The 26,872-nt window shown below is 71.3% G+C and carries 19 protein-coding genes, 1 other RNA gene and 1 pseudogene; 6 read left to right on the top strand and 15 right to left on the bottom strand.

What is annotated here, in order from left to right; genetic code table 11:
• Positions 1–3: 3 nt before the first annotated feature.
• From OG574_RS28350 to OG574_RS28335, 4 genes are all read right to left on the bottom strand, one after another.
• On the bottom strand, positions 4–1,239 hold the full coding sequence (locus OG574_RS28350) for an acyltransferase family protein (protein ID WP_326778650.1): 1,236 nt from the start codon (positions 1,237–1,239) through the stop codon (positions 4–6).
• 53 nt (positions 1,240–1,292) lie between these two features.
• Positions 1,293–3,470 carry a glycosyltransferase gene (locus OG574_RS28345; protein WP_326775503.1) on the bottom strand — a complete coding sequence of 726 codons (2,178 nt, stop codon included), beginning with the start codon at positions 3,468–3,470 and terminating at the stop codon, positions 1,293–1,295.
• A complete protein-coding gene (locus OG574_RS28340) occupies positions 3,471–4,193 on the bottom strand; it encodes a hypothetical protein (RefSeq protein ID WP_326775502.1) in 723 nt (240 codons plus the stop codon).
• Positions 4,194–4,406: 213 nt separating this feature from the next.
• Positions 4,407–5,417, bottom strand: coding sequence for a LysR family transcriptional regulator (locus tag OG574_RS28335; protein ID WP_326775501.1), 1,011 nt, complete (start codon positions 5,415–5,417; stop codon positions 4,407–4,409).
• 83 nt (positions 5,418–5,500) lie between these two features.
• On the opposite strand from OG574_RS28335, the gene OG574_RS28330 reads away from it, so the two are divergent.
• Positions 5,501–6,757: an MFS transporter gene (locus OG574_RS28330; protein ID WP_326775500.1), complete on the top strand. Its 1,257-nt coding sequence runs from the start codon at positions 5,501–5,503 to the stop codon at positions 6,755–6,757.
• Between the two features lie 13 nt (positions 6,758–6,770).
• Here OG574_RS28330 and dacB read toward each other — a convergent pair whose 3' ends face one another.
• From dacB to ftsE, 7 genes are all read right to left on the bottom strand, one after another.
• Positions 6,771–8,390: a D-alanyl-D-alanine carboxypeptidase/D-alanyl-D-alanine endopeptidase gene (dacB, locus tag OG574_RS28325; protein ID WP_326775499.1), complete on the bottom strand. Its 1,620-nt coding sequence runs from the start codon at positions 8,388–8,390 to the stop codon at positions 6,771–6,773.
• 44 nt (positions 8,391–8,434) lie between these two features.
• The gene (locus OG574_RS28320) at positions 8,435–9,421 is read right to left on the bottom strand and encodes an extracellular catalytic domain type 1 short-chain-length polyhydroxyalkanoate depolymerase (protein ID WP_326775498.1); all 987 of its coding nucleotides are present in this window, start codon (positions 9,419–9,421) and stop codon (positions 8,435–8,437) included.
• A gap of 104 nt (positions 9,422–9,525) precedes the next feature.
• Positions 9,526–9,914, bottom strand: a transfer-messenger RNA (tmRNA) gene (ssrA, locus tag OG574_RS28315).
• Between the two features lie 112 nt (positions 9,915–10,026).
• A complete protein-coding gene (gene smpB, locus OG574_RS28310) occupies positions 10,027–10,563 on the bottom strand; it encodes an SsrA-binding protein SmpB (protein ID WP_326775497.1) in 537 nt (178 codons plus the stop codon).
• Between the two features lie 30 nt (positions 10,564–10,593).
• On the bottom strand, positions 10,594–11,748 hold the full coding sequence (locus OG574_RS28305; RefSeq protein WP_100593909.1) for a S41 family peptidase: 1,155 nt from the start codon (positions 11,746–11,748) through the stop codon (positions 10,594–10,596).
• A 78-nt stretch (positions 11,749–11,826) separates the two neighbouring features.
• Positions 11,827–12,744: a permease-like cell division protein FtsX gene (ftsX, locus tag OG574_RS28300; protein ID WP_326775496.1), complete on the bottom strand. Its 918-nt coding sequence runs from the start codon at positions 12,742–12,744 to the stop codon at positions 11,827–11,829.
• A gap of 44 nt (positions 12,745–12,788) precedes the next feature.
• The gene (gene ftsE, locus OG574_RS28295; protein ID WP_100593907.1) at positions 12,789–13,478 is read right to left on the bottom strand and encodes a cell division ATP-binding protein FtsE; all 690 of its coding nucleotides are present in this window, start codon (positions 13,476–13,478) and stop codon (positions 12,789–12,791) included.
• Positions 13,479–13,769: 291 nt separating this feature from the next.
• Here ftsE and OG574_RS28290 point away from each other — a divergent pair, with 291 nt between their 5' ends.
• Positions 13,770–13,961 carry a hypothetical protein gene (locus OG574_RS28290; protein WP_100593906.1) on the top strand — a complete coding sequence of 64 codons (192 nt, stop codon included), beginning with the start codon at positions 13,770–13,772 and terminating at the stop codon, positions 13,959–13,961.
• Positions 13,962–14,044: 83 nt separating this feature from the next.
• Here OG574_RS28290 and OG574_RS28285 read toward each other — a convergent pair whose 3' ends face one another.
• The 4 genes and pseudogenes from OG574_RS28285 to OG574_RS28270 all read right to left on the bottom strand — a co-directional run bounded on the left by OG574_RS28285 (position 14,045) and on the right by OG574_RS28270 (position 19,236).
• Positions 14,045–14,695, bottom strand: coding sequence for a hypothetical protein (locus OG574_RS28285; protein WP_326775495.1), 651 nt, complete (start codon positions 14,693–14,695; stop codon positions 14,045–14,047).
• A 290-nt stretch (positions 14,696–14,985) separates the two neighbouring features.
• A complete protein-coding gene (prfB, locus tag OG574_RS28280; protein ID WP_326775494.1) occupies positions 14,986–16,092 on the bottom strand; it encodes a peptide chain release factor 2 in 1,107 nt (368 codons plus the stop codon).
• A gap of 79 nt (positions 16,093–16,171) precedes the next feature.
• Positions 16,172–17,406 (bottom strand): annotated as a pseudogene (locus OG574_RS28275) (serine/threonine-protein kinase).
• 171 nt (positions 17,407–17,577) lie between these two features.
• Entirely contained in the window at positions 17,578–19,236 is a 1,659-nt protein-coding gene (locus OG574_RS28270) for a serine/threonine-protein kinase (RefSeq protein ID WP_326775493.1), read from the bottom strand.
• 403 nt (positions 19,237–19,639) lie between these two features.
• On the opposite strand from OG574_RS28270, the gene OG574_RS28265 reads away from it, so the two are divergent.
• From OG574_RS28265 to OG574_RS28250, 4 genes are all read left to right on the top strand, one after another.
• Positions 19,640–22,978 (top strand): FHA domain-containing protein, encoded by a 3,339-nt coding sequence (locus tag OG574_RS28265; protein ID WP_326775492.1) that lies wholly within the window; start codon positions 19,640–19,642, stop codon positions 22,976–22,978.
• Between the two features lie 211 nt (positions 22,979–23,189).
• Positions 23,190–24,596, top strand: a complete 1,407-nt coding sequence (locus OG574_RS28260; protein ID WP_326775491.1) for an ABC transporter substrate-binding protein — start codon at positions 23,190–23,192, stop codon at positions 24,594–24,596.
• A 9-nt stretch (positions 24,597–24,605) separates the two neighbouring features.
• Positions 24,606–25,964: a carbohydrate ABC transporter permease gene (locus tag OG574_RS28255; RefSeq protein ID WP_326775490.1), complete on the top strand. Its 1,359-nt coding sequence runs from the start codon at positions 24,606–24,608 to the stop codon at positions 25,962–25,964.
• Positions 25,961–26,842, top strand: coding sequence for a carbohydrate ABC transporter permease (locus OG574_RS28250; RefSeq protein WP_100598930.1), 882 nt, complete (start codon positions 25,961–25,963; stop codon positions 26,840–26,842). Before OG574_RS28255 ends, OG574_RS28250 begins: the two co-directional genes overlap by 4 nt.
• Positions 26,843–26,872: the final 30 nt, after the last annotated feature.

Below are 26,872 nucleotides of genomic sequence, written 5' to 3'. Positions count from 1 at the left end.
CGTCTAGCGACTATGTGCCCGCTTCTTGACGCCGTTCGGCCAGAGCCGCGGGCGCCGCTTGGCGGCGAGGTCCTCGATCCAGCCCGTGCCGAGGACCGCGAGCGCTATCAGCGGCCAGGTCAGCACGAACATCCAGAGCATGTACGTGGAGTCGAGGGCACCGCTCCATCTCGCGTCCTCCATGAACGGCAGGTTGTACGCGAGGTCGATGATCGGCACCGTGGCCATGATCAGTATGTTGTGCCAGAGATAGATCGTGACCGCGCGGTTGTTGGACAGCGTGATGAGCTTGTCCCACTTGGCGAGCCGGCCCGGCAGCTCCTGCCAGGACGGCGAGTACTGGAGCAGGATGACGACGAACCCGAAGGACCAGGTCGCCTGCGCCAGCGGGATGTCGTTCAGGTCCCAGCCGTCCGGCCCGAGATGGCCCGAGGCCCACCACAGTCCGAACGCCATCACGATCGCCGAGCAGGACACCGCGAGATAGCGCGGCACCTTCGCGAGGACGCCCTCGTGATGGGCGAAGCCGAGGACCCAGCAGCCTCCGTAGACCGCGAAGTCGGTGACCGCGTTCCCCGTCTCGCCGGGGATGGTGACGATGCCCGTACCGACGACCGCCGTCAGCGCGAGCGGCGCGAGCAGCGTCGCCCACGGCACCTTGCGGAACGCCCGGAGCAGCAGCGGCGAGGCGATGACGAACCACAGGTAGGCCCGCAGGTACCAGAGCGGGCCCGCGGCCTGCGACGGCCAGGTGTCCTCCAGGAGGCCCGCCTTGTCGCCGAGGTGCCAGGGGAACGACGGCGCCCCGACGGGCACGAAGTAGTTGAACAGGCTGATCCAGCCCCAGGTCCCGCCGCTGTCGGGGTCCTTGCCGGGGTTCCAGCCGCCCAGGAAGAGCAGGGCGAGGATGACGACGCTGAACGCCCACATGGGCGGCAGGAGCCGGCGGATACGGCCCCTGATCACACCGGTCGCGGGCCGGCTCAGGGAGCGCGCCATCAGCGATCCGGCGAGCGCGAACATCACGCCCATGGACGGGAAGAGGACCGTCAGCCAGGCCCACCCGAAGAGGTGGTAGGCGACGACGCGGACGAGCGCGATGGAGCGCAGCAGGTCCAGATAGCGGTCGCGGCCCGGCTTCTTGGGCGCGGCGGCCTGCGCGGGCGGGGCGGCGGGCGGAGCTGGCGCGGGCGGCGGTTCCGGTGTGAACGGCACCTGCGGGAACGGCACCTGCGGCATCCGCCGCGTCTGCTGGAACCCGCTCTGGCCGCCGGTGGCGGGAGTGGGATACGTCATGCGACGGGCCTCCGATCGTTGCCGCGCGACGCCCGCTGACGCGGAATCGCCCCCGGCGCCTCCACCGCTCCGGTACGCCGCAGCTTCTGCCAGCGCAGCCGGCCGCCGGTGAGCGCGGTGATCCAGGACTGGAGCAGCACGACGTACATCAGCTGCCGGTAGAGGACTTGCTGGAGCGGGAGTGAGATGAGATGGGTCATGCGTTCGCGGTCGAGCCGGAAGGCGTACGCCGCGCAGACGGCCTGGATGGCGAGGACGCCGAGCCAGGCGACGATCGTCTTCTCCGTGGGGCCGAACACGAGGCCGTAGAGCAGGAAGACGTCGATGAGGGGCGCCAGGAGCGGCGCGAGGACCATGAAGAGGGCGACGAACGGCAGTCCGATGCGGCCGAATCGGCCGGAGGGGCCCGACTCGATCACGGAGCGGCGGTGTTTCCAGATCGCCTGCATCGTGCCGTACGACCATCGGTAGCGCTGGGACCAGAGCTGCTGGACCGACTCCGGGGCCTCGGTCCAGGCGCGGGCCTTCTCGGCGTAGACCACGCGCCAGCCGTCCCGGTGCAGGGCCATCGTGACGTCGGTGTCCTCGGCGAGCGTGTCGTCGCTCATGCCGCCGATGCGCTCGAGGGCGCTGCGGCGGAAGGCGCCCACGGCCCCGGGGATCGTGGGCATGCAGCGCAGCATGTCGTACATGCGGCGGTCGAGGTTGAAGCCCATCACGTACTCGATGTGCTGCCAGGCCCCGATCAGGGAGTCCTTGTTGCCGACCTTCGCGTTGCCCGCGACCGCACCGACGCGCTGGTCGCCGAAGGGCTGGACGAGCTCGCGGACGGTGGACGGCTCGAAGACCGTGTCGCCGTCCATCATCACGATCAGGTCGAACCGGGCGTTGGCCAGGCCCCTGTTGAGCGCGGCCGGCTTGCCCGCGTTGTGCTGGCGGACCACCCGGACGTTCGGCAGGCGCAGATTCTCGACGATGCGGGCCGTGCCGTCGGTCGAGCCGTCGTCGATGACGATGATCTCGATGGGGTGCTCGCTCGACATGAGTGAACGCACCGTGTTCTCGATGCACTTGGCCTCGTTGAACGCCGGGACCAGGACCGACACCGGTTCGGTGACGGGCGGCCCCCAGGAGAATCCGCGGCGCCGCACGCGCCGGGCGTGCGCCCCGGACAGGAGGAGCATCAGGCCGAAGCGGGTGAAGACGAGGACGCCGATGACCGCGAGTCCGACGCCGAGGACGTCCGTCACGTCGTCCGAAGCGCCGACGGCGTAGATCCACGCCTTGCCCTTGGCCAGTTCGAGACCGTGCACGGGCGTGTGGGCGCTGGGTGCCCCGAGCGCCTCGGTGAGGTTGACGAAGTCGTATCCCTGGCCCTGGAGCTGGGGCAGGAAGCGGTCGAGGGCGGCGACGGTCTGCGAGCGGTCGCCGCCGGAGTCGTGCATCAGGACGATCGCGCCTTTGCCGCCCTTGGGCGTGGCGCGGCGGATGATCTCGTCGACGCCGGGGCGCTTCCAGTCCTCACTGTCGGTGTTGTTGACGACGGTGATGTACCCGCGGCTGCCGATGTACTTGGTGACCGGCCACGACTTGTTGTCCATGGCGTCGGCGAACGAGGAGTACGGCGGCCGGAACAGCGAGGTGCGGATGCCGGCCGCACCGGCCAGGGCCGTCTGGTTCTGGGTGAGTTCCCAGTCGATGCGGCTCTTGGACTGGTACGAGAGGTCGGGGTGGTTGAAGGTGTGCAGGCCGACCTCGTGACCCTCGTCGACCATGCGTTTGACCAGGTCCGGGTAGCGGGAGGCCATGGTGCCGGTGACGAAGAAGACGCCGTGCGCGTGGTGTTCCTTCAGGACGTCGAGGACCTTCGGGGTCCACTGCGGGTCGGGGCCGTCGTCGAAGGTGAGGACGAGCCGGTGGTCGGGCACGCTCATGCCGGTCTCGCGCCCGCCGCGCGTGTCGATGACGGGTCCGCCCTCGAGGATCTTCTCGGGGACCTGATCGGTGGCGGCGGGCGGCTGGATGCGGTGGTCGGCGAGGATCTCGCTGTGCACGTACCCGCGGAGCATGAGCATCGCGAGCAGGGCGACAAGGAGCAGCGACGGCAGCAGATAGCGCATGGGCAGGCGGCGGCGACGCGGCGCCCTGCGGTTGCTGCGTGGGCGGGAGGACATTTACAGGATGCCGCTTTCCGGGAACGAGGCCGCTGACGGTCCGGCCGGACTCTGGCTCGGGTCGATGGGCGACTCGACGGGCGACTCGACGGGCAGCGCCGCGACGGTCTCGGTGCCGCCCTGGGCCGGGGACTCCGTCGGCTCGACGGGCGGTCCGCTGTCCGACGGGGACGGCTCGCCGGGGCCCGGCGAACTGGGCTCCTCCGAGGGTCCGGGGCCCGGGTCGGGCGAATGGCCCGGGTCGGGTTTGCCGGGGCCGCCGGACGGCTTCGGGTCGGGCGACTTGCCGGGCTTGCCGTCCGGCTCGGCGCTCTCGCTGCCCTCGGGCCCGGTCGAGGAACCGGCACCCGGCTCGCTGGACACCGCTCCCGTGCCGGAAGCGCTGGGACCGGCCGTGGCTCCCGTCGACGAGGACGGCTCGGCCGCCGGGTCGGCGGGCAACGGCGGCGTGTCCACCTTGCCCGCGGGCTTGTCGCGGTCCTGGCCCGTGATGGGCAGCCAGGGAGCGTTCGAGTTTCCGGAGAGCAGCGTCGCCACGATGACCACGGCGTAGACCGCGCAGATCATCCCGATGATCGCGCCGAAGCGGCGGTACCTGCGGTTACGCCGTCCCGAGTCGTCCACGAAGACCGGGACTTCCTTGTCGGCCGCGCCGGCGCCCTCGCGCCGCGCAGCGATCAGTTCGTCCAACTGGCGTCCTGCGCCGTCGAGTTGGACCGTCACTTCATTAGGATCGTGAGTCTGCCCAGAACGGGCATTTTCTCGCCAATGTTCCACCGTACGCACATCCCCCCAAGGACATGAACATGGGTGCGCGCACGACGTACCGAGCACTCGTCGTTCGGACCGGGCCCCCACCCGATCCGAGCGCCCCCCTTATCACAATGCGCTCGGACGACGAATGTAGCGCACGCGGGTGACAGCCGTGCCCGATCCTCAGTCCCGACTCATCATGATGAGTGCATCTATGCCGGGAATCCAGGCGCCTGGGGGCTTACGGAGCCAGTCGTTCTCCTCCGCGAGCGTGGCCGCCGCCGCACGGAGCGCGTCGATCCCCGGGTGCACGAGCGCCGTCGGCCACACCAGCGACACAGGTGACAGGGGTACGGGGTCGGTCAGGGGCCGCACGACGGAGCCGGGCATGGCTGGAAAGTCCCCCGCGGCGAGCACCGGCGTCCCCGTCTTGGCCATGATCCGCCGGAACTCCTCGACGCCCACCGCGAGCGGCGCGGGGGGAGCGACCGCTATCCCGCGCCCCTCGAAGAGCCGCCCGGCCAGGTCGGTCCACTCCGGTGTACGGGGATTGCCCGCGCCCGCGTACACCGTCTCGCCCGCGAGCCGCGCGAGCGGTACGGCGTCCAGGGCGGCGAGGGGATGGTCCCCGGGCAGGACCACCGTCATCGGCTCGTACCGCACGGGCTGCTGCGAAAGGCGCGCCCGTACCGCCGGGTCGAGCCCCGCGTACCGCCCGAACGACGCGTCCAGGCGGCCCGCCGTCATCTCGGCGGCGGCGCCGGTCAGGCCGCTCTCGTAGCGGGCCATCAGCTCGCACTCCGGGGCGAACTCGCGGGCCCGCTCCAGGATGCGCTCGAAGACGAGGCCGGGGCTGTTCACGTCGACGAGCAGCGGCCGCGTCCCCGCTGCCGGGCGGCGCGCGAAGGCGGCGAGCAGTTCGTCCTGCGCATCGAGGACCCGCCGCGCGTACGGCAGCAGCCGCGCACCGTCCGCGGTCAGGGCGACCTGGCGCGTGCTCCGCGCGAACAGCTCCACGCCCAGCTCACGTTCGAGGCGGCGAATGTCCCTGCTGAGGGCCTGCTGAGCGACGTAGAGCCGGGCGGCGGCGCGGGTGAAGTGCAGTTCCTCGGCGACGGCGAGGAACGCGCGCAGCAGTCGGGGCTCCAGGTGGGCGGGGGCCGGCGTGCCGGGCGCGGCTGGCTGGTCGGGCATCCGGCGAACTTACAACGCGGGCGCGTGAATCGGTACGGAGAAGGTGTTGGACCGGGCGCGCGGCCCGCGGCGACGCTGATCACATGCCCGACGCCATATCCGAGCCCGTCACCGCTCCCCCGACCTCCACCGCCCCGCCACCACCCAGCCGTTCCCCGTACGTCCGGCTGCTCTCCACCCCCGGCGCGCTCGCCTTCACGCTCGGGAACCTCCTCGCCCGGCTCCCCATGGGCATGTTCAGCGTCAGCGCCGTCATCATGATCGCCGGGGCGCGCGGCTCGTACGCGCTCGCCGGGGCCGTCACCGCGACCGGGATGGCCGCGACCGCGATCGTCGCCCCGTGGACGGCGCGCCTCGTGGACCGGTACGGGCAGGCCAGAATCGCCGTGCCCGCCACGTCGGTCGCGGTCTGCGGATCGCTCGCGCTCCTCCTCTGTGTGCACTACGCAGCGCCCGACTGGACCCTCTTCGCCGCCTACGCTGCTACGGCCACCACGCCCAACACGGGCGGCATGTCACGCGCCCGCTGGGCCCATCTCCTCAAGGGCGACCCGGCTGCCCTGCACACCGCGAACTCCTTCGAACAGGCGGCGGACGAGCTGTGTTTCATGCTCGGCCCGGTGCTCGCCGCCTTCCTGTGCGGGTCACTGTTCCCGGAGGCCGGCACCCTGATCGGCGCGGTCCTGCTGCTCACCGGAGTGCTCGTCTTCGCCGCGCAGCGCGCCACGGAACCGCCCACCCATGGGCGCACGGCCACGAAATCGCCCCTCCGCGCGCGCGGGATGCCCGTGCTCCTGGCGTCGTTCCTCGCCACCGGCGCCGTGTTCGGCTCGATGGAGGTGGTCACGATCGGGTTCGCGGACGAGGGCGGCCACAAGGCGGCGGCCGGCGCGGTCCTCGCACTCCAGGCGGCCGGTTCCTGTGTGGCGGGGCTGGTCTACGGGGCCGTACGGCCTGCCGGTCCCGCGGCGCGGCGCCACCCGTGGTGCGTCGCCGCGATGACCGTCCTGCTGGCCCTCCCCCTGCTCGCGGCGCTCACCGGCTCTCTCCTTGCGGTCGCCGGGGCTCTCCTTGTGGCCGGCATGGCGACGGCCCCGACGATGGTCACGGGCATGACGCTGGTCCAGGCCCGCACCCCCGAGGGCCAGTTGAACGAGGGCATGACCCTCGCCGTGACCGGTCTGCTCGGGGGCATCGCCTGCGGCGCGGCGGCGGGCGGCACCGCGGTGGAGCGACTCGGCCCCACCGCGGGTTACGCGGTCCCGGCCGCCGCGTCGGCGTGCGCGCTCGTACTGGCGCTCATCGGTTACGTACGCAGCGGCGCACGCGACCGTACGTAGTCACCCGCAGCCGTCAGCACACCGCCGGTTTACGCCACGAGCACTCCAGGTCGCCCTTGCGTTCGGAGACCGGCACGGAGCGCAGGGAGCGCGGCTTCACCGCCACCGCCGCGTCCGCGTCGGACTTCGCGAGCGTCACCACGATCGCGTCCTCAAGGGGCTTCACCGAATCGACCAGGTAGTTGTTCTGGACGATGCTGTAGACGAGTTCACGTCCCCCGGTGTCCTTCACGTAGCCGGAGAGCGCGGACGCGCCGGTCAGGGAGCCCGTCTTGCCGCGGGCGTTGAGCGCGGCCGGTGTCCTGCACATCCGCGAGCGCAGCGTCCCGCCGACGAACCGGTCCGGGTCGCAGGCCACCGGCAGCGCCTTGTACCAGTCGCCGAACCACGGCTCGGCGCGCACCGCGAGCAGCAGCTTCGCGATCTGGCCCGCCGGGATGTTGTCCATCCGGGAGAGCCCGGACCCGTCGGCCTGGCGCAGCCGCCCGGTGTCGACGCCGACGCCCTTCAGATAGCCGCTGATCGCCGCGAGCCCGTCGTCCCAGGTTCCCGCGCGACCGGTTGCCTTCGCGCCCATGGCCTTGGTGAGGATCTCGGCGTGCATGTTGTTGCTCAGCTTCATGAAGGGGATCAGCAGGTCCTTCAGGGGCATGGAGTCGTGCGTGGCGAGCCGCACGGCGCCCGTCGGGGTGGCACGCCCGAGCTTCGTGCCGCCCGACACCTTCACGCCGTGCGCGGCGAGCGCGTCACGGAAGACGGAGGCCGCGTAACCGGTGGGCTCCCAGACGGTGACCCACTCCTTCGTGGTACCCCCGTCGACGGGAACCGTGCCGCTGACGGTGACGGTGTTCGTGCCGTGCTGCCGCTCGACGGTGAGACTGTCGTCACCGCCGGCCGCGACGGTCGTGGCCCGCACGTCGATGTCGACGTAGTGCGTTTTCGGCGTGACGGTGATCTTCGGCTTGTCCCCGGCCTTCGCGCCCGGCGCGGCCTCGACGATCACCGTCCCGGTGTCGTAGTCGGTGTCGGGCGCGACGCTCAGGGCGGAGATCTGCGCCGAGTAGTACGAGGACTCGTCGTCGGCGGCCCAGGAGCGGCCGAGGCGCTGGCCGTCGAACGCGGTGTCGTCGGCGACGAGGCGACCGCTGACCGACCTCACACCCGACGCGGCGACCTTGGCGGCGAGTTCGTCGTAGTCCTTGGCGAGAGCGGTCGGGTCGCCGGTGCCGCGCAGATACAGATCGCCGTCGAGGACGCTCCCCCGCCGCCGCCCGTCGCCGAGCACGTCGGTGGTGAACCGGTAGCCGGTGCCGAGGAGTTCCGTCGCGGCGGTCGAGGTGAGGAGCTTGGTGTTGGACGCGGGCATCAGGCGTCCGGTGGGATTGTGCTGGTAGATGATGTCGCCGCTCCGGGCGTCGGCGACGACGACGCTCGCCGCGCCGCCCTCCATGGACGGGTCGCCGAGGATGGTGTCGATGGCCTCGGGGAGGCCGGTGCTGTCGCCGTCGGCACCGGCCGGTGAGCCCCAGGTCAGGCCCGCCGCGAGCGCGACGAGGGCGGGCCAGACGAGGTAACGCCGTTGACGTGCAAGGGGATTGAGGAGTCGTCTCACAGGTCCGTCGGGTCTACTCATGCCTCAGGAGCATCCCCGATCGTGGCGCCCGGGGACAGAGTGCGTCAGCCGAGTCCCCACGAGCGGCCCATCGCGTAGGCCGCGCACAGGTTCACATCGAGGATGTAGGCGCCCGCGGTCCCGCACTGCGCGGCCCCGCTCCCCGGATCGACGGGCTGCCCGTGCCCCATCCCCGTCATGCTGTACGTCTCCACGGCCGCGCTCCCGTCGGCCCGGCGGAAGACCTGGTGCGGATACCCGGCCACGCTGTCGCTGACGTCGGCGACCTGATCGGCGCCCTGGACGTCGGTCCACTGCTTCATCAGGTCGGTCATGTTCACGGGCTTCACGGTGTAGTCGGCACTGCCCTGGAAGACGGTCAGCCGCGGCCAGGGCCCGGCATACCCGGGCCGCGCCGCTCGCACGCGGTCGCCCCACTGCTGTGCGGTCTGCGTGGCACCCACGTACATGCACACATACGGCGACCCGGCGGCGGCCGCGCACCCGTAGGGCAGCCCGGCGACGACACCTCCGGCGGCGAACTTCTCGGGGTACGCGGCCATCATCACGGAGGTCATGCCGCCGCCTGCGCTCAGCCCGGTGACGTAGACCCTCGCGGGGTCGCCCGAGGCGTCGGTGAGCTGGCGGTCGACCATCTGCGCGACGGAGGCGGCCTCGCCCTGGCCGCGTTCGATGTCGCCGGCCTGGAACCAGTTGAAGCAGGAGGACGCGTTGTTCGCGGACTGCTGCTGCGGCAGCACGACGGAGAAGCCCCACCGGTCGGCGAGCTCGGTCCAGCCGCTGCCGGTGCCGTAGCCGGAGGCGTTCTGCGTGCACCCGTGCAGGGCGACGACGACCGGTCGCCCGGCGGGCAGCCCGTCGGGCACGTAGCGGTTCATCTTGAGGGCGCCGGGGTTGGTCCCGAAGCCGGTGACTTCCTGAATCGCCGCAGCGGCGTCGGCGCGGGGCGCGGGCAGGAAGACGGACAGGAGGGCGGCGATGAGGGCCACGAACATGAGACGTGGGGGTGTTGCGGCTCTGGTCGGTGTCATGGGAAGGGACCGTAGAGACGGGCCGGGACCCCCGATATGGAGCCGGGCCACACAACGACAAAGGCCCGGCTGTGTGTCAGCCGGGCCTTCGTCTCACATGGGGTTTGTGGAGATGGCGGGAATCGAACCCGCGTCCAACGGTGCAGAATCAGGGCTTCTCCGAGCGCAGTTCGCTTCGATTTTCTCAGCCCCGGAGATCACGCGAACAAGTCTCCGACGGGCTCAGCCACTGTTTGATTTCCCACCGAACCCCGTGACCGGGCTCGGCGGTTTAGTTCCCTAGATTATGCCAGGATCCGGGTCGGGAACACCCCCGGGCTGACACCCTTTTAGGGTCCTTCAGTCACTGCTTATTAGGCAGCGAGGGCGAAGGACTGGGAATCGCTCTTGGAATTGGCGATTATTGGTTGCGACATATGGTTTACGAGATCATTGCCGCTTCCTCGGCTCGCTTCCCCTGCTTCGACAGCCGCTGTCGAAACCGATCATCCCCATGTTGATTTTTCAAATCAGGTCTTTCGACCCACACACCCGCTGTGAGGTGCTGATGCCATCGTACGTGAACAGCACACGCCGGTGCCAGCCTATTCCCGCGGGCCGACCACCTACGCGCCCCGCTGCCTCCGCTTCGCCGCCGCGATGGCGCGGTCCGACTCCCGGCGGTCCTGCTGCTCGCGCAGCGTCTGCCGCTTGTCGTACTCCTTCTTGCCCCTGGCGAGCGCGATCTCGGCCTTCGCCCGGCCGTCCTTGAAGTAGATCGCCAGCGGCACGATCGTGTGCCCGGTCTCCTGGGACTTCGACTCCAGCTTGTCGATCTCCTCGCGGTGCAGGAGCAGCTTGCGCTTGCGGCGCACGGAGTGGTTGGTCCAGGTGCCCTGGCTGTACTCGGGGATGTGGGCGTTGTGCAGCCACGCCTCGTTCCTGTCGATCTGGACGAAGCCGTCGACCAGCGAGGCACGGCCCTGCCGCAGCGACTTCACCTCGGTGCCGGTCAGGACGATGCCCGCCTCGTACGTGTCGACGATGGCGTAGTCGTGCCGGGCCTTCTTGTTCTGCGCGACGATCTTGCGCTTGCCGTCCTTGTCCTTGCCGGACTTCCCGGACGCGCCCTGCTTGGGCTGTGATTCCTTCGGTACGAACATTCCCTTAGCCATAGTGCAGCCATTTTCGCACTACGAGGGGTCCCCGAGGCCACTCAATACTGTCTCGGCCCGCTGTCGCGCGCCCTCATCGGCCTCGAGGTCGGGGGTGATGCCCCGGCCGTCGACGCCGCGGCCGGTGGGGGTGCGGTAGTGGCCGACGGTCAGCTCGGCCACGGAACCGTCCGGGAGCCGGCTCGGCATCTGGACCGAACCCTTGCCGAAGGTCTTCGAGCCCACGACGACCGCGCGGCCGCGGTCCTGGAGGGCCCCGGTGAGCAGCTCGGCGGCACTCATCGTGCCGCTGTCGACGAGCGCGACGACAGGTCTGGAGGTGTCGCCGCCACGCTCGGCGTGCAGGGCGCGCTGCCGTCCGCGTACGTCGTACGTCGCCACGAGCCCGCCGTCGAAGAACGCCGACGCCGCGGTGACCGCCTCCGTGACCAGGCCGCCGGAATTGCCGCGCAGGTCGAGGAGGACGCCGTCGCCGTGGGGGGCGTCGCGCACGGCGGACCGTACGCGCTCGCCCGAGCCCTTGGTGAAGGCCGCGACCTTGATCAGGACGGTGCCGCCGGGGAGGCGGGAGACGCTGACGGACTCGGTGGCGAGGTTGGCCCGGCGCAGGATCTCGGTCCATGCGCGCGTGCCGCGCTCCAGGCCGAGCCGGACCGCCGTCCCCGCGTGCTCACCGCGCAGCAGGGAGACGACCTCGGTGACGGGGCGGCCGTCGACGGGACGGCCGTCGACGGTGCGGAGCCGGTCGCCGGGGCGCACGCCCGCATGGGCCGCGGGGGACCCGGAACCGACCTTGGAGACCTCGATGCGGCCGTCGGCGGTGCGCCGGGCCCAGAGGCCGACGCCCGTGTACTGGCCGTCGAGTTCCTGCTCGAACTCCTTGTACTCACCCTGCGAGTACACCGCGCCCCAGCGGTCTCCGCTGCGGCTGACGGCCTCCTCGGCAGCCTGCGTGGGGGACTTGCCGTCGGCCATCGCCCCGGCGGCCGCGTCTCTCACGTCCTCGTGTCCGGCGCCGGTGGCCGAACCGACCGGAAGCTCCTCGGACTTGTGGCCGTCGGCGCTCCACGAACCCGTCGCGACGCCGGTCGCGAGGACGCTCGCGAAGACCAATGTCAGGGCCGCCCCGCGGCCGAAGCGGCGGGGCCGGGAGAACAACTCGGGGCCCGACATGACGGTGAGTCTAGGACAACGCGAAGCGCCGTACGGCTCGTTGAACCGTACGGCGCCCTGTAACTCCGGGGAGACTTGTCACACCTTCAGATACTTGCGCAACGCGAAGAAAGCGGCGATCGCGGGCATCAGCAGGCCGATCGCGAGGACGAGCGGCAGCTTGGCCAGGACCGCGTCCCAGCCGATGAAGTTGATCAGGTTCAGCTTCTCGGAGAGCGCCAGACCGTGGTCGATCATGAAGTAGCGGCCCACGAGGAGCATGCCGCAGGCGACCACACCGCCGATGACTCCGGCGACGGCGGCCTCCATGATGAACGGCATCTGGATGTAGAAGCTGGACGCGCCGACCAGGCGCATGATGCCGGTCTCTCTGCGGCGGCTGAACGCCGAGACGCGCACCGTGTTGACGATCAGCATCAGCGCGACGACGAGCATCAGCGCCATCACGGCGAGCGCCGCCCAGTTCATGCCGTTGAGGAGTCCGAAGAGGTTGTCCAGGATGCCCTTCTGGTCCTGCACGGACTGGACCCCGTCACGCCCGTCGAAGGCGGTCGCGACGACCTGGTACTTCTCCGGGTTCTTGAGCTTGATCCGGTACGACTCCTGGAGCTGGTCCGGCGTCAGCGAGCTGGCCAGCGGGGAGTCGCCGAACTGCTCCTTGTAGTGCTTGTACGCCTGGTCCGCCGACTCGTGGGAGACCTTCTCGACGACCGGCATCTTGCCCAGGTCGGAGACGATCTGCTGCTTCTGCTCGGCGGTGACGGCTCCCTTGGCGCACTTCGGGTCCGACTCGGCGTCGCCCTTGTTGCACAGGAAGATCGAGACGTTGACCTTGTCGTACCAGTAGCCCTTCATCGTGCTCACCTGGTCACGCATGAGCAGCGAGCCGCCGAACAGGGCGAGTGAGAGGGCGACCGAGACGATGACCGCGAAGGTCATCGTGAGATTTCGGCGGAGACCGACGCCGATCTCCGACAGGACGAATTGGGCGCGCATGGCGTCTGCTCAGGCCTTTCTCAGTGCTCTGGTGCTCACGGGGCTCAGTGCTGGTAGCCGTAGACGCCGCGCGACTGGTCGCGGACGAGACGGCCCTTCTCCAGCTCGATGACGCGCTTGCGCATCTGGTCCACGATCTGCTGATCGTGGGTGGCCATCACGACGGTCGTCCCGGTGCGGTTGATCCGGTCCAGCAGCTTCATGATGCCGACCGAGGTCTGCGGGTCGAGGTTGCCGGTCGGCTCGTCGGCGATCAGGAGCTTGGGGCGGTTCACGAAGGCGCGGGCGATGGCCACGCGCTGCTGCTCACCACCGGAGAGCTCGCCGGGCATCCGGTCCTCCTTGCCGCCCAGGCCGACGAGGTCGAGCACCTGGGGCACGGACTTGCGGATCTCGCCTCGGGACTTGCCGATGACTTCCTGCGCGAAGGCGACGTTCTCGCCGACGGTCTTGTTGGGCAGGAGCCGGAAGTCCTGGAAGACCGTGCCGAGCTGGCGGCGCATCTGCGGCACCTTCCAGTTGGACAGTCGTGCCAGGTCCTTGCCCAGGACGTGCACCTGGCCGTGGCTGGTGCGCTCCTCGCGCAGGATCAGCCGCAGGAAGGTGGACTTCCCGGAGCCGGAAGATCCCACAAGGAAGACGAATTCGCCGCGCTCGACCTCGAGGGACACATCCCTGAGGGCGGGCCGGGTCTGCTTGGGGTAGGCCTTGGAGACGTTGTCGAATCGGATCACGGGTGCGCCTCGGTGCATCGTGGGCGTCGGGGGTAGGTGAGCGTGACCATACGCGAACCGGGCTCCGCGGCGCAGTCGGCGTCCTTGGATGAGCGTTTTGTCCCGTTGATTGCCTGGTCGTGGGCGGGTCGTGGCAGGAACGGAACGGGTCCAAAGGGGCAGCATCCGGGGAGGCGCGCCGAAATCCCTGGAAGCTGGCACAGTGGTAGGGGGAACGGTTGCGGTCCCCGGAGCGTTGTGCGGAGAGAATTACGCTGTGGCGGCTCCGCCGCGCGGGAGGAGGAAGAGCGCATGACCTATGACCGGCTGGTGTGCGCGAACTGCGCGGCGCCTGTGAGCGAGGGCCGCTGCCCCGTGTGCCGGGCGAACCGCGAGCGGCTTCAGCAGGAGAGCCCGTTCGCGGGGCTTCACCCGATGGCCCTGATAGCCCTGGTGGCTGTGCTCATCGCGGCGGTGGCGCTCCTCGCGCACCAGACCGTCTAGGACACGAGGAAGGGCCCGGAGCGACGCTCCGGGCCCTTCTCGCGTTACGTGCGGACGTACATGACGTACGTCACCACGACTGCTTAGGCAACCGTGCGGCCGCCGCTGACGAGGCGGGGCAGCATGCGGAAGCCGATGCCGCCGGCGATCATCGTCGCGGCGCCGATCAGCAGGAACGTGGTCTCGGCGGCGCCGGTCTCGGCCAGCTCACCGCCGGACTTGCCGTTCTGGGCCGGCTGGGCGGCCGGCACGGAGCCGGTGTCCTGCAGGCTGTCCTTGCCCTGGCCCTGCTCGACCGGGTTGTTGCCGCCGTCGGGGTCGGTGTTGCCGTTCCCGCCGCCGTGGTGACCGCCGCCACCGCCGTTGCCGCCGCCGTTCCCGTTACCCGGGTCGGTCGGGTCCTCGGTCGGTGCGGTCGGGTCCTCGGTCGGCTCGGTGGGCTCCTCCGTCGGGTCCGTCGGCTCCGAGGTGGGCGGGTCCGTCGGGTCCTCGGTGGGCGGGTCCGTCGGGTCCGTCGGGAGGCCGGTGGGCGGGTCCGTCGGGTCCTCGTCACCGCCGAGGCTCACACCGGCCGCGACACCGTCCTCGCCCGCGTGCACGTTCACGCCGGCGCCCGGAAGGTTGACGCCGATGTCGAGGGCCGAAGCGGCGCCCGCGGCGGTCAGCGACGCACCCGCCGCGATCACCGCACCGGCTGCTATCCGCGCGACACGGATGCGCGTCTTCTTGGTCATCTGCCTGCTACCCCCAGTAGCTAATCGTTGATGGAGCAGCGCGCGGGACGGGGGCCGCCCGGGGGTAGTCGGCCGCTGTCGGCCCGTCCCCCGGTTCACACGCGTCCCACTGATACGCATGCCGCGCGTCAGCCTTCCCAGTTTTCATGTCAGCGTCAAGGTCGTTGCGTACGTGATGCCCGAAATCTAGGGAGTTGACCGACGTACGGACATGTGACTGTGACGTAAAAGGCAACTGCCGCCCGGTGGGCGGCAGTTGCCTTGTCGACAAAGCTGGAAAAGACCTGGGGTTACTTCTCCTGCTGCTTGCGCCAGCGAATTCCCGCTTCGAGGAAACCGTCGATCTCGCCGTCGAGCACCGACTGCGGATTACCGACCTCGAATTCCGTCCGGAGGTCCTTGACCATCTGGTACGGGTGCAGGACGTACGAACGCATCTGGTTTCCCCAGGAGCTGCCGCCGTCGCCCTTGAGGGCGTCCATCTTGGCCCGCTCCTCCTGACGCTGCCGCTCGAGGAGCTTGGCCTGCAGAACGTTCATGGCCGTCGCCTTGTTCTGGATCTGCGAGCGCTCGTTCTGGCAGGAGACCACGATGCCGGTGGGCAGGTGGGTCAGGCGGACCGCGGAGTCCGTCGTGTTCACGCCCTGGCCGCCGGGGCCCGAGGAGCGGTAGACGTCCACGCGCAGCTCCGACTCGTCGATCTCGACGTGGTCGGTCGTCTCGACGACCGGGAGCACCTCGACGCCCGCGAAGGACGTCTGGCGGCGGCCCTGGTTGTCGAAGGGCGAGATACGGACCAGGCGGTGCGTGCCCTGCTCGACCGAGAGCGTCCCGTACGCGTACGGGATCTGCACGGCGAAGGTGGTCGACTTGATGCCGGCCTCTTCCGCGTACGACGTCTCGTAGACCTCGGTCTTGTAGCCGTGGCGCTCGGCCCAGCGCAGGTACATGCGCTGGAGCTGCTCGGCGAAGTCCGCGGCGTCGACGCCGCCCGCCTCGGCGCGGATGTTGACCAGCGCCTCACGAGAGTCGTACTCACCGGACAGGAGGGTGCGGACCTCCATCTCGTCGAGCGCCTTCTTGACGGAGGTCATCTCGGACTCGGCCTCGGCACGGGTGTCCGGGTCGTCCTCCTCCTCGGCCATCTCGAAGAGCACGCTCAGGTCGTCGATCCTGCCGCGCAGGGTCTCCGCCTTGCGCACCTCGGCCTGGAGGTGACTCAGCTTGCTGGTGATCTTCTGTGCCGCGTCGGGGTCGTCCCACAGGGACGGTGCGGCCGCCTGCTCCTCGAGCACGGCGATATCTGCCCTCAGCTTGTCGAGGTCCAGGACGGCCTCGATCGACTCCATGGTCGAGGAGAGGGACTTGAGCTCTTCGGATACGTCGACGACTGCCACGACACCAGCGTAACGGCTGGGGCAAGTGCTCCGGTCCTGGTGGCCGCGGGGCCGGGTCCGGGCGCTCTGCCGGGCCGTCTCAGGGGGAGGCGGGGGCCGACTGTCCGGGGTTCTTGCCGGGGGTCGCGTCCGCGTCGTCGCCGCCCACGGCCGCCCACGTGCCGATGCCGGCCGCCGCCACCAGGACGGCTCCGGCGATGCCGAGGGTGATCCTGCGGCGGCGGGCGGAGGCGCGGTGGCGGGCCGAGCCGGGGCGGGGTGCGCCGGCCGCGCGGGGGCGCGGGCGGTGCCGCGGGCGCCGCCCGCCAGCTCGTCGGGGGCCGGGACGCGCATCGACGTGTGCGTGTCCCTGTTGGAGTCGGCCGGGGTCGCGCCGGGGACCAGGGGGACGGCGCCGCGGCGGGCGGCGGGCGCCTCTGGCGCGGCCGGGGCGGCCTCCGGCTCCGGGTCGGGCTCGGTGTCCGGCTCGTCCACGTCGAGGGGCGCCATCCCGGCGAGCTGGGGCAGCTGTTCGCGCAGGCGGTCCCCCAGCTCGGAGGCGCGCAGGCGGGACGCGGGCGCCTTCGCCAGGCACTGGACGAGGAGCTGCCACAGCTCGTCGGGGATGCCGGGCAGCGGGACGACCGTCTCCGTGACGTGCCGGCGCAGGATCGCGCCGGGGTGGCCGCCGCCGAAGGGCGTGAAGCCGGCGAGCAGCTCGTACAGGACCGTCGCCAGGGCGTAGATGTCGACGGCGGCGCGCGGCGGGAGACCCTCGATGAGTTCGGGGGCGAGGTAGTCCGGGGTGCCGATGATCTTCGTGGCGCGGGTGCGGCGCGGGGAGTCGATGAGCTTGGCGACGCCGAAGTCGGTCAGGAGCGCCGGGTGGGAGCCGCCGGGGCCGAGGGGGCCCTGCATGTCCAGGAGGACGTTCTCCGGCTTCACGTCGCGGTGCACGATCCCGGCGGCGTGCGCGGCGGCGAGGCCGTCCGCGATGTCGGCGACGATGGCGACCGCGGCCTCGGGGGCCAGGCGCCGCTCGCGGTCGAGGCGGGTGCGCAGGTCGGTGCCGCGTACGAGGTCCATGACCAGGGCGAGGTCGTTCCCGTCGACCACCAGGTCACGGACGCCGACCACGCGCGGGTGGTCGAGGCTGAGCAGGGCCGTGCGCTCCTGGACGAAGCGGCCCACGAGCTCCTGGTCGGAGGCCAGGTCCTCACGCAACAGCTTGATGGCGACGGGCCCCTCGGGTCCCTCGCCCAGCCACACCGTGCCGGCGCTGCCGCGTCCCAGGATCTGGTTCGCGGTGTACCGGCTGCCGATCTTCCGTGCCAAGACTGCTCCTACAGACGCGTGTTGGCGCCCAAGCTACGCGGCTCGGACGCCAACCATCACATCCACGGGGGAAATCACCCCCGGAAGTCGACAAATCTCCAACCTCACGGCCGAAGCGGGGCCGTGGGGCGTTTTTCAGGTGCCGGAACCCAACAGGTGCCGCAATCCCCGCTAGTTGGCGGAACCCCCGCCACCGGAACCCCCGCCACCAAGGTCGCCGATCCAGCGGGAGACCGTGTCGTACCAGTCCGACAACGTGCCCCAGTAGGACTTGCCCGTGCCGATCCAGTGCTGGAGCGGGGTGAACTCCCAGACGAGCCAGCTCACCACGAACAGCATGACGATCATGACGAGACAGCCCTTGAGGCAGCCGAGCCCCGGGATCTTCGTCCGGTTCGCACTGCGCTGCCTCGGCTGCCGCGGCTCACGCTGCGGCGCCTGCGGCTGCGGCTGGCGGGGCTGCTGCTGCGGCGCGTACTGCTGCTGCTGAGGCTGCGGCGCGTACTGCTGCTGCTGGGGGTGCGGCTGCTGCCGGCGGGGCTGCTGGGGCGCGTACTGCTGCTGGGGCGGCTGCTGCGGGCGCCCCTGCTGGCGCTGCGGCCGGCGGCGCAGCGGGTCTTCGTTCGGGTTCAGGTACTGGACCTGCGTCTGCTCGTTGCGGTCGCGGGCCGCCCGCATCTGGTTCTGCCAGGGGTGCGGGTCGTCCGGGTTCGCGCCCGGCTGGTGCGGCGGGACCGGCGGCATGACGGCCGTCGGGTCGGCGGCGCCCCGGTTCGGCAGGACCGAGGTGGGGTCGGCGTCACCGGTGCCGGTGGACTGCATGACGCTCGTCGCCGCGTTCGGGTCGTACGAGCCGGCGTTGCTGGGCAGGACCTGTGTCGGGTCGGCAGCGCCGGGCACGCCCGGCACCTGCGCGGGCGCCGGGTCCGGCATCAGCAGGGCGCCGACGCCCTCGGCCGCCGCGATCTGCGCGGAGTTCGCGTGCACGCCGATGCCCTCGGCGACGGCGCGCAGGCCGCGGGCGAGGTTCTCGGCGCTGGGGCGCTCCTCGGGGTTCTTGCGCAGGCAGCGTTCTATGACCGTCCACAGCGGGTCGGGCACGGTGGACGGGCGGCGCGGTTCGGCGCTCAGGTGCTGGTGCAGGACCTCGAGCGCGGAGCCGCCGGAGAACGGGGGCCGGCCGGTGACCAGCTCGTACAGCAGGATTCCGGCGCCGTAGATGTCCACCGCGCTGGTCTGCGGGCGGCCCTCGGCGGACTCCGGCGCGACGTACGCGGGCGTGCCGACGAACTCGTGGGTGCGGGTCAGGCCCGGGGAGTCGGCGAGGCGGGCGATGCCGAAGTCGGTGAGCATGGGATGCATCTCACCGCCGTCCTGCTTCAGCAGGACGTTCGCCGGCTTCAGGTCGCGGTGCACGACGCCGTCCGCGTGGCTCGCCGCGAGCGCGTCCGCGACCTGGGCGGTCAGCAAGGACGCGGCCACCGGGGAGAAGGGGCCGTTCTCGCGGAGGTAGCGGTGCAGGTCAGGGCCGTCGACCAGGTCCATGACGAGGGCGAGGAGCTCGCCCTCGACGACCAGGTCGCGGGTGCGCACGATGTTGGGGTGCGTCAGGCGGAGCAGCACGGAGCGCTCGCGCAGGAAGCGCATCACGACATCCGCGTCGTTGGCGAGCTCCTCCTTGAGGACCTTGATCGCCACGGTCTCGCCGGGCTGCCCGGCAACGGCCGCCTCGGCCCCCGCGGTCTCCCGCTGGCGGGCCCGCCAGACGGTGCCCGTGGCGCCGCGTCCGAGCGGCTCCTCGAGCAGGTATTTACTGCCTACCGGCCGCACGTCATGCGCTCCCTGCTTGCTGCGTACTGGCGTACTGCTTGGTCTTGCTCGTTCTTGGGTGTTCCGACCCACTGTAGTGCCGTCGAACAACCCTTTGTCTGTTGATCTTCCGCGACTCCCCGCCCGCCACAGCCACGTTCGACGGAAAGACGCCCGGGGTGGGCGGTTGGTTGCCGCCGGCAAGGGGGTGAGCGGTCCCAAGCGGCATCATGCAGGCACTTTTGCGGGCAGAGCCGACCAATCAAGATCACTTACGGGTGGCCGACGGGCGTGTTGTCGGTGGCAAGTGCGAGGATGCCTCTCGTACTGGCCTACGTGCCCGTTGTGCGGTGGGGGATCTGCGGTGGGGTGACCGCGGTGCAGCCCCTTCCCGGGCGCCCGCGCAGAAGGGACCGCTGACGCGATGCAGATCCGGCTGACCGTCGTAGACCCCCTGGGGACGCGCCCCGACCCGCAAGACCGCGCGGCGTCGTGCGACGTGCTGGTGACCGCCCCGGCGGGCACCGCGCTCGCCGCGGTGGCCTCCGCCCTGGTGACGGCCGTCGCGGGCGGCGAGGGCACGGCGATTCTCTACGCGGGACCCGAGCGGCTCGACGGGCAGCGCTGCACGCTGGGCGAGCCGCCGCTGACCGACGGGGCCGTGCTGTCCCTGGGTGTTCCCGCCGAGCCGGGACCCGAGATCGAGGGCGCGGCGGCGCAGCTCCATGTGGTGGCGGGGCCCGACGCGGGCGGTGTGCATCTGCTGCACGGCGGCGAGATCCGTGTGGGCCGCTCCGCGGACGCCGATGTCGCGCTCGACGACCCCGATGTGTCCCGGATGCACTGCGCTGTGACGCTCGGCACGGACGGTCGGGTGACGGTCACGGACCTGGGCTCGACGAACGGGACGACGGTCGACGGCAGCCCTGTCGGGGACCGCCCCGCCCGGCTCGCCCCCGGCGCGCTCCTGCGGCTCGGCGAGTCCACGCTGCGGCTGGCCCCCGAGGGCGCCGCGGGTTCCTCGTCTTTCACTGGTTTCTCAGGTTCCTCGGGGCCCGTGCTGCGGACGGCGCCCGACGGCGAGGGCCACGTGCGCGTGACGGCCCCGGACGCGGGCGACTCCGGAGCCCTCTCCTCCCAGCCGGGTCTCGCGGGCGAGACCCGGCACGCGTACGGGCCCGCCGCGCTTGCCGCCGGATCCGGCCCCGTCGTGCCCGAGCAGGCCGGGCCGCCCGCCGCCGAGAGCACGCCGACCATCACCCCCGCGCGCGGGACACCCGTGCCGCGCGAGCAGCGCAGGCGCGGCGGGCTCGGCGCCTGGGCGCGGCGCCTGGCCGGCGGGCGTACGGGCGAGGACGGGTCCCCGTACGACACCGGCGCCCACCACGGCGAGCCGCCGCACGTCCCCGAGACCTTCGCCCCCGCCTCCCCCTCCTCCAGGGGATCCTCCGAGTCCTGGCCCGACGCGGCCGCGCTGCTGCTCACCGCGCTCGGCCCGGGGCCACGGCTCTGGGAGCGCGGCCCCGAGCACCCCGAGGCGCTCGCGGTGCGGCTCGGCACGGACGACCGGACGGCCCCGGACCGCACGGGGCTGCTGCCCGGCGTCCCGGTGACGGTGGGGCTGCGGGAGGCGGGCGCGCTCGGTCTCGCCGGGCCGCGGGCGCGGCTGTCGGGCGTGGCCCGTTCCGTCGTCGCGCAGCTCGCGGCGCTGCACTCGCCGGACGCCCTGGAGATCGTCCTGGTCAGCACGGACCGGTCGCGCAGCGTCCAGGACCGGGCTGCCGAGTGGTCCTGGCTCGGCTGGCTCCCCCATCTGCGTCCCGCGCACGGCCAGGACTGCCGGCTCCTCCTCGCGTACGACCGCGAGCAGGCCGTGGCCCGCACGGGCGAGCTCCTGCGCCGCCTCGACGACCACATCGCCGACGAGTCGCGCCGCCCGGACGCCGGGCCGGCGGCCGCCCGCGCGGGGCAGCAGCCGGCCGGCTTCGGCCCCATGGTGCCGAGGTCCCGTTCGGGTGAAGCCGCAGACGCCGGCGAGCGCGGTGGCCGAATGCCCGGGCCGTACGGGCACGAAGGCGCGGGAGGCCGGTCGAGCGACGCCCCGGCGGACGGCCACGCCGATTTCAGGCCCACCGCCGACCGGGAACCTCGTACGACGGACCACCCCGCCGGGCACCCCGCCGCCGAGGAGACCTGGCCGCCCCAGGGCTCCGGCGCCGGGCACCGCTGGACCGGCCCGCTGACCGTCCTCGTCGTCGACGGGGACCCGGGATCGGCCGGGCTGCGCGAGGCCACCGTGCGGCTCGCGACGGAAGGCGGCCGGGCCGGGATCCATGTCATCTGTCTCGCCGAGGCCCCCGCGTCCTCGCCCGCGTCGCCGGTCACGCAGACCTATGAAATGGCGTGCGCCGTGTCGCCCGCGTTCAAGTCGTGCGGCGCCGTCGCGCTGCTCAGCGGGGATGTGGCGACGGCGCTGCGGCTGATGCGGACGTCGCACGGCCAGGTCGTCGGGCACGGCACGGTCGCCGCGATCGACGCGGTGTCGGCGGCCTGGGCCGAGCGCTTCGCGCGGGCCATCGCCCCCTTGCGCACCGACAGCGGCCCCAGCGAGCCGCACCCCAGAGTCTCCGCACCGCTGCCCCAAATCGCCCGCCTCCTGGACGAGTTGGGGCTCGCGCGGGCCACACCCGCTTCCCTGATGGCCCGCTGGGCCGCCGCCGGGGACGACACGGAGGCGCTCGGCGGGCGCGCGTGGGCCGTGCTCGGCGCCGGACCGCGCGGACCGGTCGTCGTGGACCTGGCCGCCGAGGGCCCCCATCTGCTGATCGAGGGCCCGGCGGGCAGTGGCCGCACGGAGCTGCTGCGCTCGATCGCCGCGTCGCTCGCGGCGGCCGAGCGTCCCGACCGGCTCGGGCTCGTCCTCGTCGACGGGCGGGACGGTACCGGCGGCGCCGACCGGGGCGACGGACTGCGCGTCTGCACGGACCTGCCGCACGTCACGACCCATCTGGCCGCCAACGACCCGGTGCGCATGCGGGAGTTCGCCCAGTCGCTCGCCGCCGAGCTGAAGCGCCGCGCCGAGCTGCTCGGGCGCCGGCACTTCGCCGAGTGGCACACCCAGCGCGAGGTGTCGGGCCGGATGGTCGCCCAGCGCCCCGCGCCGCCCCGCACGGCCGACCAGGGCGCCGGGGACCTGGACACGCCGCCCAGTTCGACCCTGCGCCTGCGGCCCGCCGCCGCCCGCAAGGAGGCCGATCCGGCCCCGCCCCTGCCCCGTCTCGTGGTCCTGGTGGACGACCTGGACGCGCTGCTCTCACCCCCGCTCGGCTCGCCGGGGCGACCCGCCGCGGGATCGGTCGTACGGGCCCTGGAGGCCGTCGTCCGGGACGGCGAGCGTCTGGGGGTGCATCTGGTCGCGGCCCGCGCGTCCGCTTCCGAGCCGGCGTGGGGCGTGGCGCTGCGGGTCGTGCTCGACGCCCCGTCGGCCGGTCCCGACGACCCGGCGCCCGGCCGCGGCCGGCTCTCCGGCGCCGACGGACGCGAGCTGGCGTTCCAGGCGGGCCGGGTCACGGGGCGGATCCCCCGTACGGCCACGCAGCGGCCCACGGTGGTGCCGCTCGACTGGACGCGGATGGGCGACCCGCCGGCCCGGCGCCCCGTAAGGGAGCTGGGGAACGGGCCGACCGATCTCGCCCTGCTGGCCAGCGCGCTGGAGCGGGCCGCACGTTCCGTCGCGGCGCAGGAGGTGCCGTCGCTTCTGTGACGGGACCTCCGGCAGGACGGCCCGGAAATTTCCGACTCCCCATGTTCGGGGCCGACATCACGACCCCGTCACGATCTTGGAGCTGACACCGCAGGCGCCCTTGCCTGTCCTCCCTGGCCGGGCGTAGAACCAGACGCCACGGGACAGCGCACATACGTACGTTCAGCGTTCGGTGCGTACGTTCAGCGTTCGGGACGAGAACGGGGCAGCGATGCGCAGCATTCGTACACGCACGACATCAAGGGCGTCGAGGACGTCCGGGGCCGCGAAAGCCGCAGCGGCAGCTCTGACCGCGGGCGCCCTCGCGCTGACACTGACCGCCTGTGGCGGCGGGGACGGCAAGGACAAGAGCGGCAAGGACACGAGCGGCGGCGGCGAGAGCAGCAGCGCCTCCGTCAAGCTGCCCAAGCTCGACGGGCAGACCCTGGAGGTCGCGGCCGTCTGGACCGGGCCGGAGCAGGACAACTTCACCAAGGTCCTCAAAGAGTTCGAGAAGCGCACCGGCGCCAAGGTCAACTTCGTGCCGACGGGCAACAACACCGCCACGTTCCTCAGTACGAAGATCGAGGGCGGCAAGCCGCCGGACGTGGCGTTCCTGCCGCAGGTCGGCGTGCTGCACCAGTTCGCCGACAAGGGCTGGATCAAGCCGCTGGGCAGTGACGCGCAGGCCCAGGTCGACAAGAACTTCTCGGCCGGGTGGAAGAACCTCGGGGCGTACAAGGGCAAGCAGTACGGCGTCTATGTGAAGGCCGCCAACAAGTCGCTGGTCTGGTACAACACCGCCGCGTTCGAGGCGGCCGGGATCTCCAAGACCCCGAAGACGTGGGACGACTTCCTGTCCACCGCGCAGACCCTGTCCGACGCCGGCTCCCCCGCCGTCTCCATCGGCGGCGCGGACGGCTGGACGCTCACCGACTGGTTCGAGAACATCTACCTCTCCCAGGCGGGCCCGGAGAAGTACGACCAGCTCGCCACCCACAAGATCAAGTGGACGGACCCCTCCGTGAAGGAGGCGCTGACCACGCTCGCCCAGCTGTGGGGCAAGGACGACCTGATCGCGGGCGGCCGCAAGGGCGCGCTCGGCACGGAGTTCCCGAAGTCCGTCACGCAGACGTTCTCCGGTGACACCCCCGCGGCGATGGTCTACGAGGGCGACTTCGTGACCGCCAACATCAACGCCGACACCAAGGCCAAGGTCGGCACGGACGCCAAGGTCTTCCCGTTCCCGGCGGTCGGCGACAAGGCCCCCGTGGTCAGCGGCGGCGACGTGGCGGTGGCGCTCAAGGGCGGCGAGGGCGCCCAGGCGCTCGTCACGTTCCTCTCCTCGACCGACGCGGCCGAGATCTGGGCGGCACAGGGCGGCTACATCTCCCCCAACAAGGAGATGGACACCGCCAAGTACAAGGACGCGGTCACCCGGGACATCGCGAAGGCGCTGCTCGCGGCGGGCGACGACTTCCGCTTCGACATGTCCGACCAGGCGCCCGCGGCGTTCGGCGGCACGCAGGGCGTCGGCGAGTGGAAGGGGCTCCAGGACTTCCTGAAGAACCCGAAGGACGTCGCCGGGACCCAGCGCCAACTCGAGGCCGACGCCGCCAAGGCGTACAAGAACGGCTGACGGCGCGGTATGTCGTCCTCCGTGGCGAAGGCGGGGGGCGCCGGCGCACTGCCGCCGGCGCCGTCCGGAACACCGCGCAAGAGCGTGATCGGGACCCGGCCGTGGGTGGCGGCGCTGTTTCTGCTGCCCGCGCTCGTCCTGCTCGGCGCGCTCGTGGTCTACCCGATCGGGTACTCGGTCTGGCGCAGCCTCTACGACTCCGGCGGCTCGGAATTCGTCGGCCTCGACAACTACAGCGACATCTTCCGCGACCACCAGACGCTGATCGCGGTCAGGAACACGGCGATCTGGGTGGCCGTGGCGCCGGCCCTGTGCACGGCGCTCGGCCTGATCTTCGCGGTGCTGACCGAACGGGTGCGCTGGGGCACGGCGTTCAAGCTGATCGTCTTCATGCCGATGGCGATCTCGATGCTGGCGGCGGGCATCATCTTCCGCCTGGTCTACGAGCAGGACCCGAACCAGGGCGCGGCCAACGCGATCGTGACGTCCGTGCACGACGCGTTCGCCGACGCCTCCGTGTACCCCAAGGCGCGCCCTGCCATCGGCAGCGACCTGAAGGCGTCCGGCGGCGGTTCGTTCATGACGAAGCAGACCGCTCGGGCCGGTACCCCGGCGTTCCTGCCGCTCGTCGGTATCGCACCCGACAAGGTGCCCGGCAGCCCGCAGAACGCCAAGCCGGCGAGCCCCGGGGGCGACAAGGTCACCGGGACGGTCTGGCTGGACTTCAAGCTCGGCGGGGGCGGCGAGAAGGGCGCCGTCGACGCGGGCGAGAAGGCCCTGAAGGGCGTCAAGGTGGAGGCGGTGAAGGGCGGCAAGGTCGTCGCGTCCACCACCAGCGGCGACGACGGCACCTTCACCCTGCCCAAGTCGGCCGACGGAGCCCAGCTCCGGCTCCCGGGCTCGAACTTCGCGACCGCCTACAACGGCGTCGAGTGGCTCGGCCCGGCCCTGGTGACGCCGTCGATCATCGGCGCGTACGCCTGGATGTGGGCGGGCTTCGCGATGGTCCTGATCGCGGCCGGGCTCGCGGGCATCGACCGTAACCTCCTGGAGGCGGCGCGCGTCGATGGGGCGAACGAGTGGCAGGTGTTCCGCAAGGTCACCGTGCCGCTGCTCGCGCCGGTCCTCACCGTCGTCCTGGTCACGCTGATGATCAACGTGATGAAGATCTTCGACCTGATCTACATCATCGCGCCGCAGCCGTCCCAGGATGACGCCAACGTCCTGGCCCTCCAGCTGTTCCTGTCCGCGTTCGGCGGCCAGGGGAACTTCGGCGCGGGCAGCGCGATCGGCGTGCTGCTCCTGCTGCTCGTCCTCCCGGTGATGTGGGTCAACATCCGCCGGCTGCGGAAGGAGCGTCAGCGGTGACCGCACTCGACACGTCCGTGCGCGCCAAGCGTTCGCTCGCCGCCCGGATCGCGAGCGGCGCGGCGGGCGGGGCGCTGCGCGCCTTCCTGCTCGTGGTCGGCCTGTTCTGGCTGGTGCCGACCTTCGGGCTGCTGGTCTCCTCGTTCCGCGATCCGACGGACATCGCCGCGTCGGGCTGGTGGAAGGTCTTCACCGCTCCGGCCCAGCTGACGACCAAGAGCTATCAGACGCTCCTGGAGAAGGACGAGATCACCCACGCCCTGTTCAACACGATCTGGATCACGGTCCCGGCGACGCTCCTCGTCGTGATCATCGGGTCGATGGCCGGATACGCCTTCGCCTGCATGGACTTCAAGGGCCGCGACGGCTGGTTCATGGCGGTCGTCGGGCTGCTCGTGGTGCCGGTGCAGGTGGCGCTGATCCCGCTGTCCGAACTCTTCGGGAAGATCGGCATCTTCGGCAGCATCATCGGCGTCATCCTGTTCCACGTCGGCTTCGGGCTGCCGTTCGCGATCTTCCTGCTGCGCAACTTCTTCGCGGAGATCCCCCGTGAACTCCTGGAGGCGGCACGGCTCGACGGGGCGGGAGAGGCGCGGCTCTTCGCCACGGTGGTCCTGCCGCTCGGCGGCCCGGCCATCGCGTCGCTCGGCATCTTCCAGTTCCTGTGGGTGTGGAACGACATGCTGGTCGCGCTGATCTTCTCCGACTCCGGCTCGCAGCCGCTGACGGTCGCGCTCCAGCAGCAGGTGCGGCAGTTCAGCGGGAACATCGAGATCCTGGCGCCCGGCGCCTTCATCTCGATGGTGATCCCGCTGGCCGTGTTCTTCGCCTTCCAGCGGCAGTTCGTGTCCGGTGTGATGGCAGGAGCGGTGAAATAGCCGCATTCGCAGGCGAATTGGGGGGGGCGG

Source organism: Streptomyces sp. NBC_01445 (assembly GCF_035918235.1).
Classification (GTDB): Bacteria; Actinomycetota; Actinomycetes; order Streptomycetales; family Streptomycetaceae; genus Streptomyces.
Note: the sequence above shows the minus strand (reverse complement) of the source record. Positions and strands in the feature narration are given on the sequence as shown.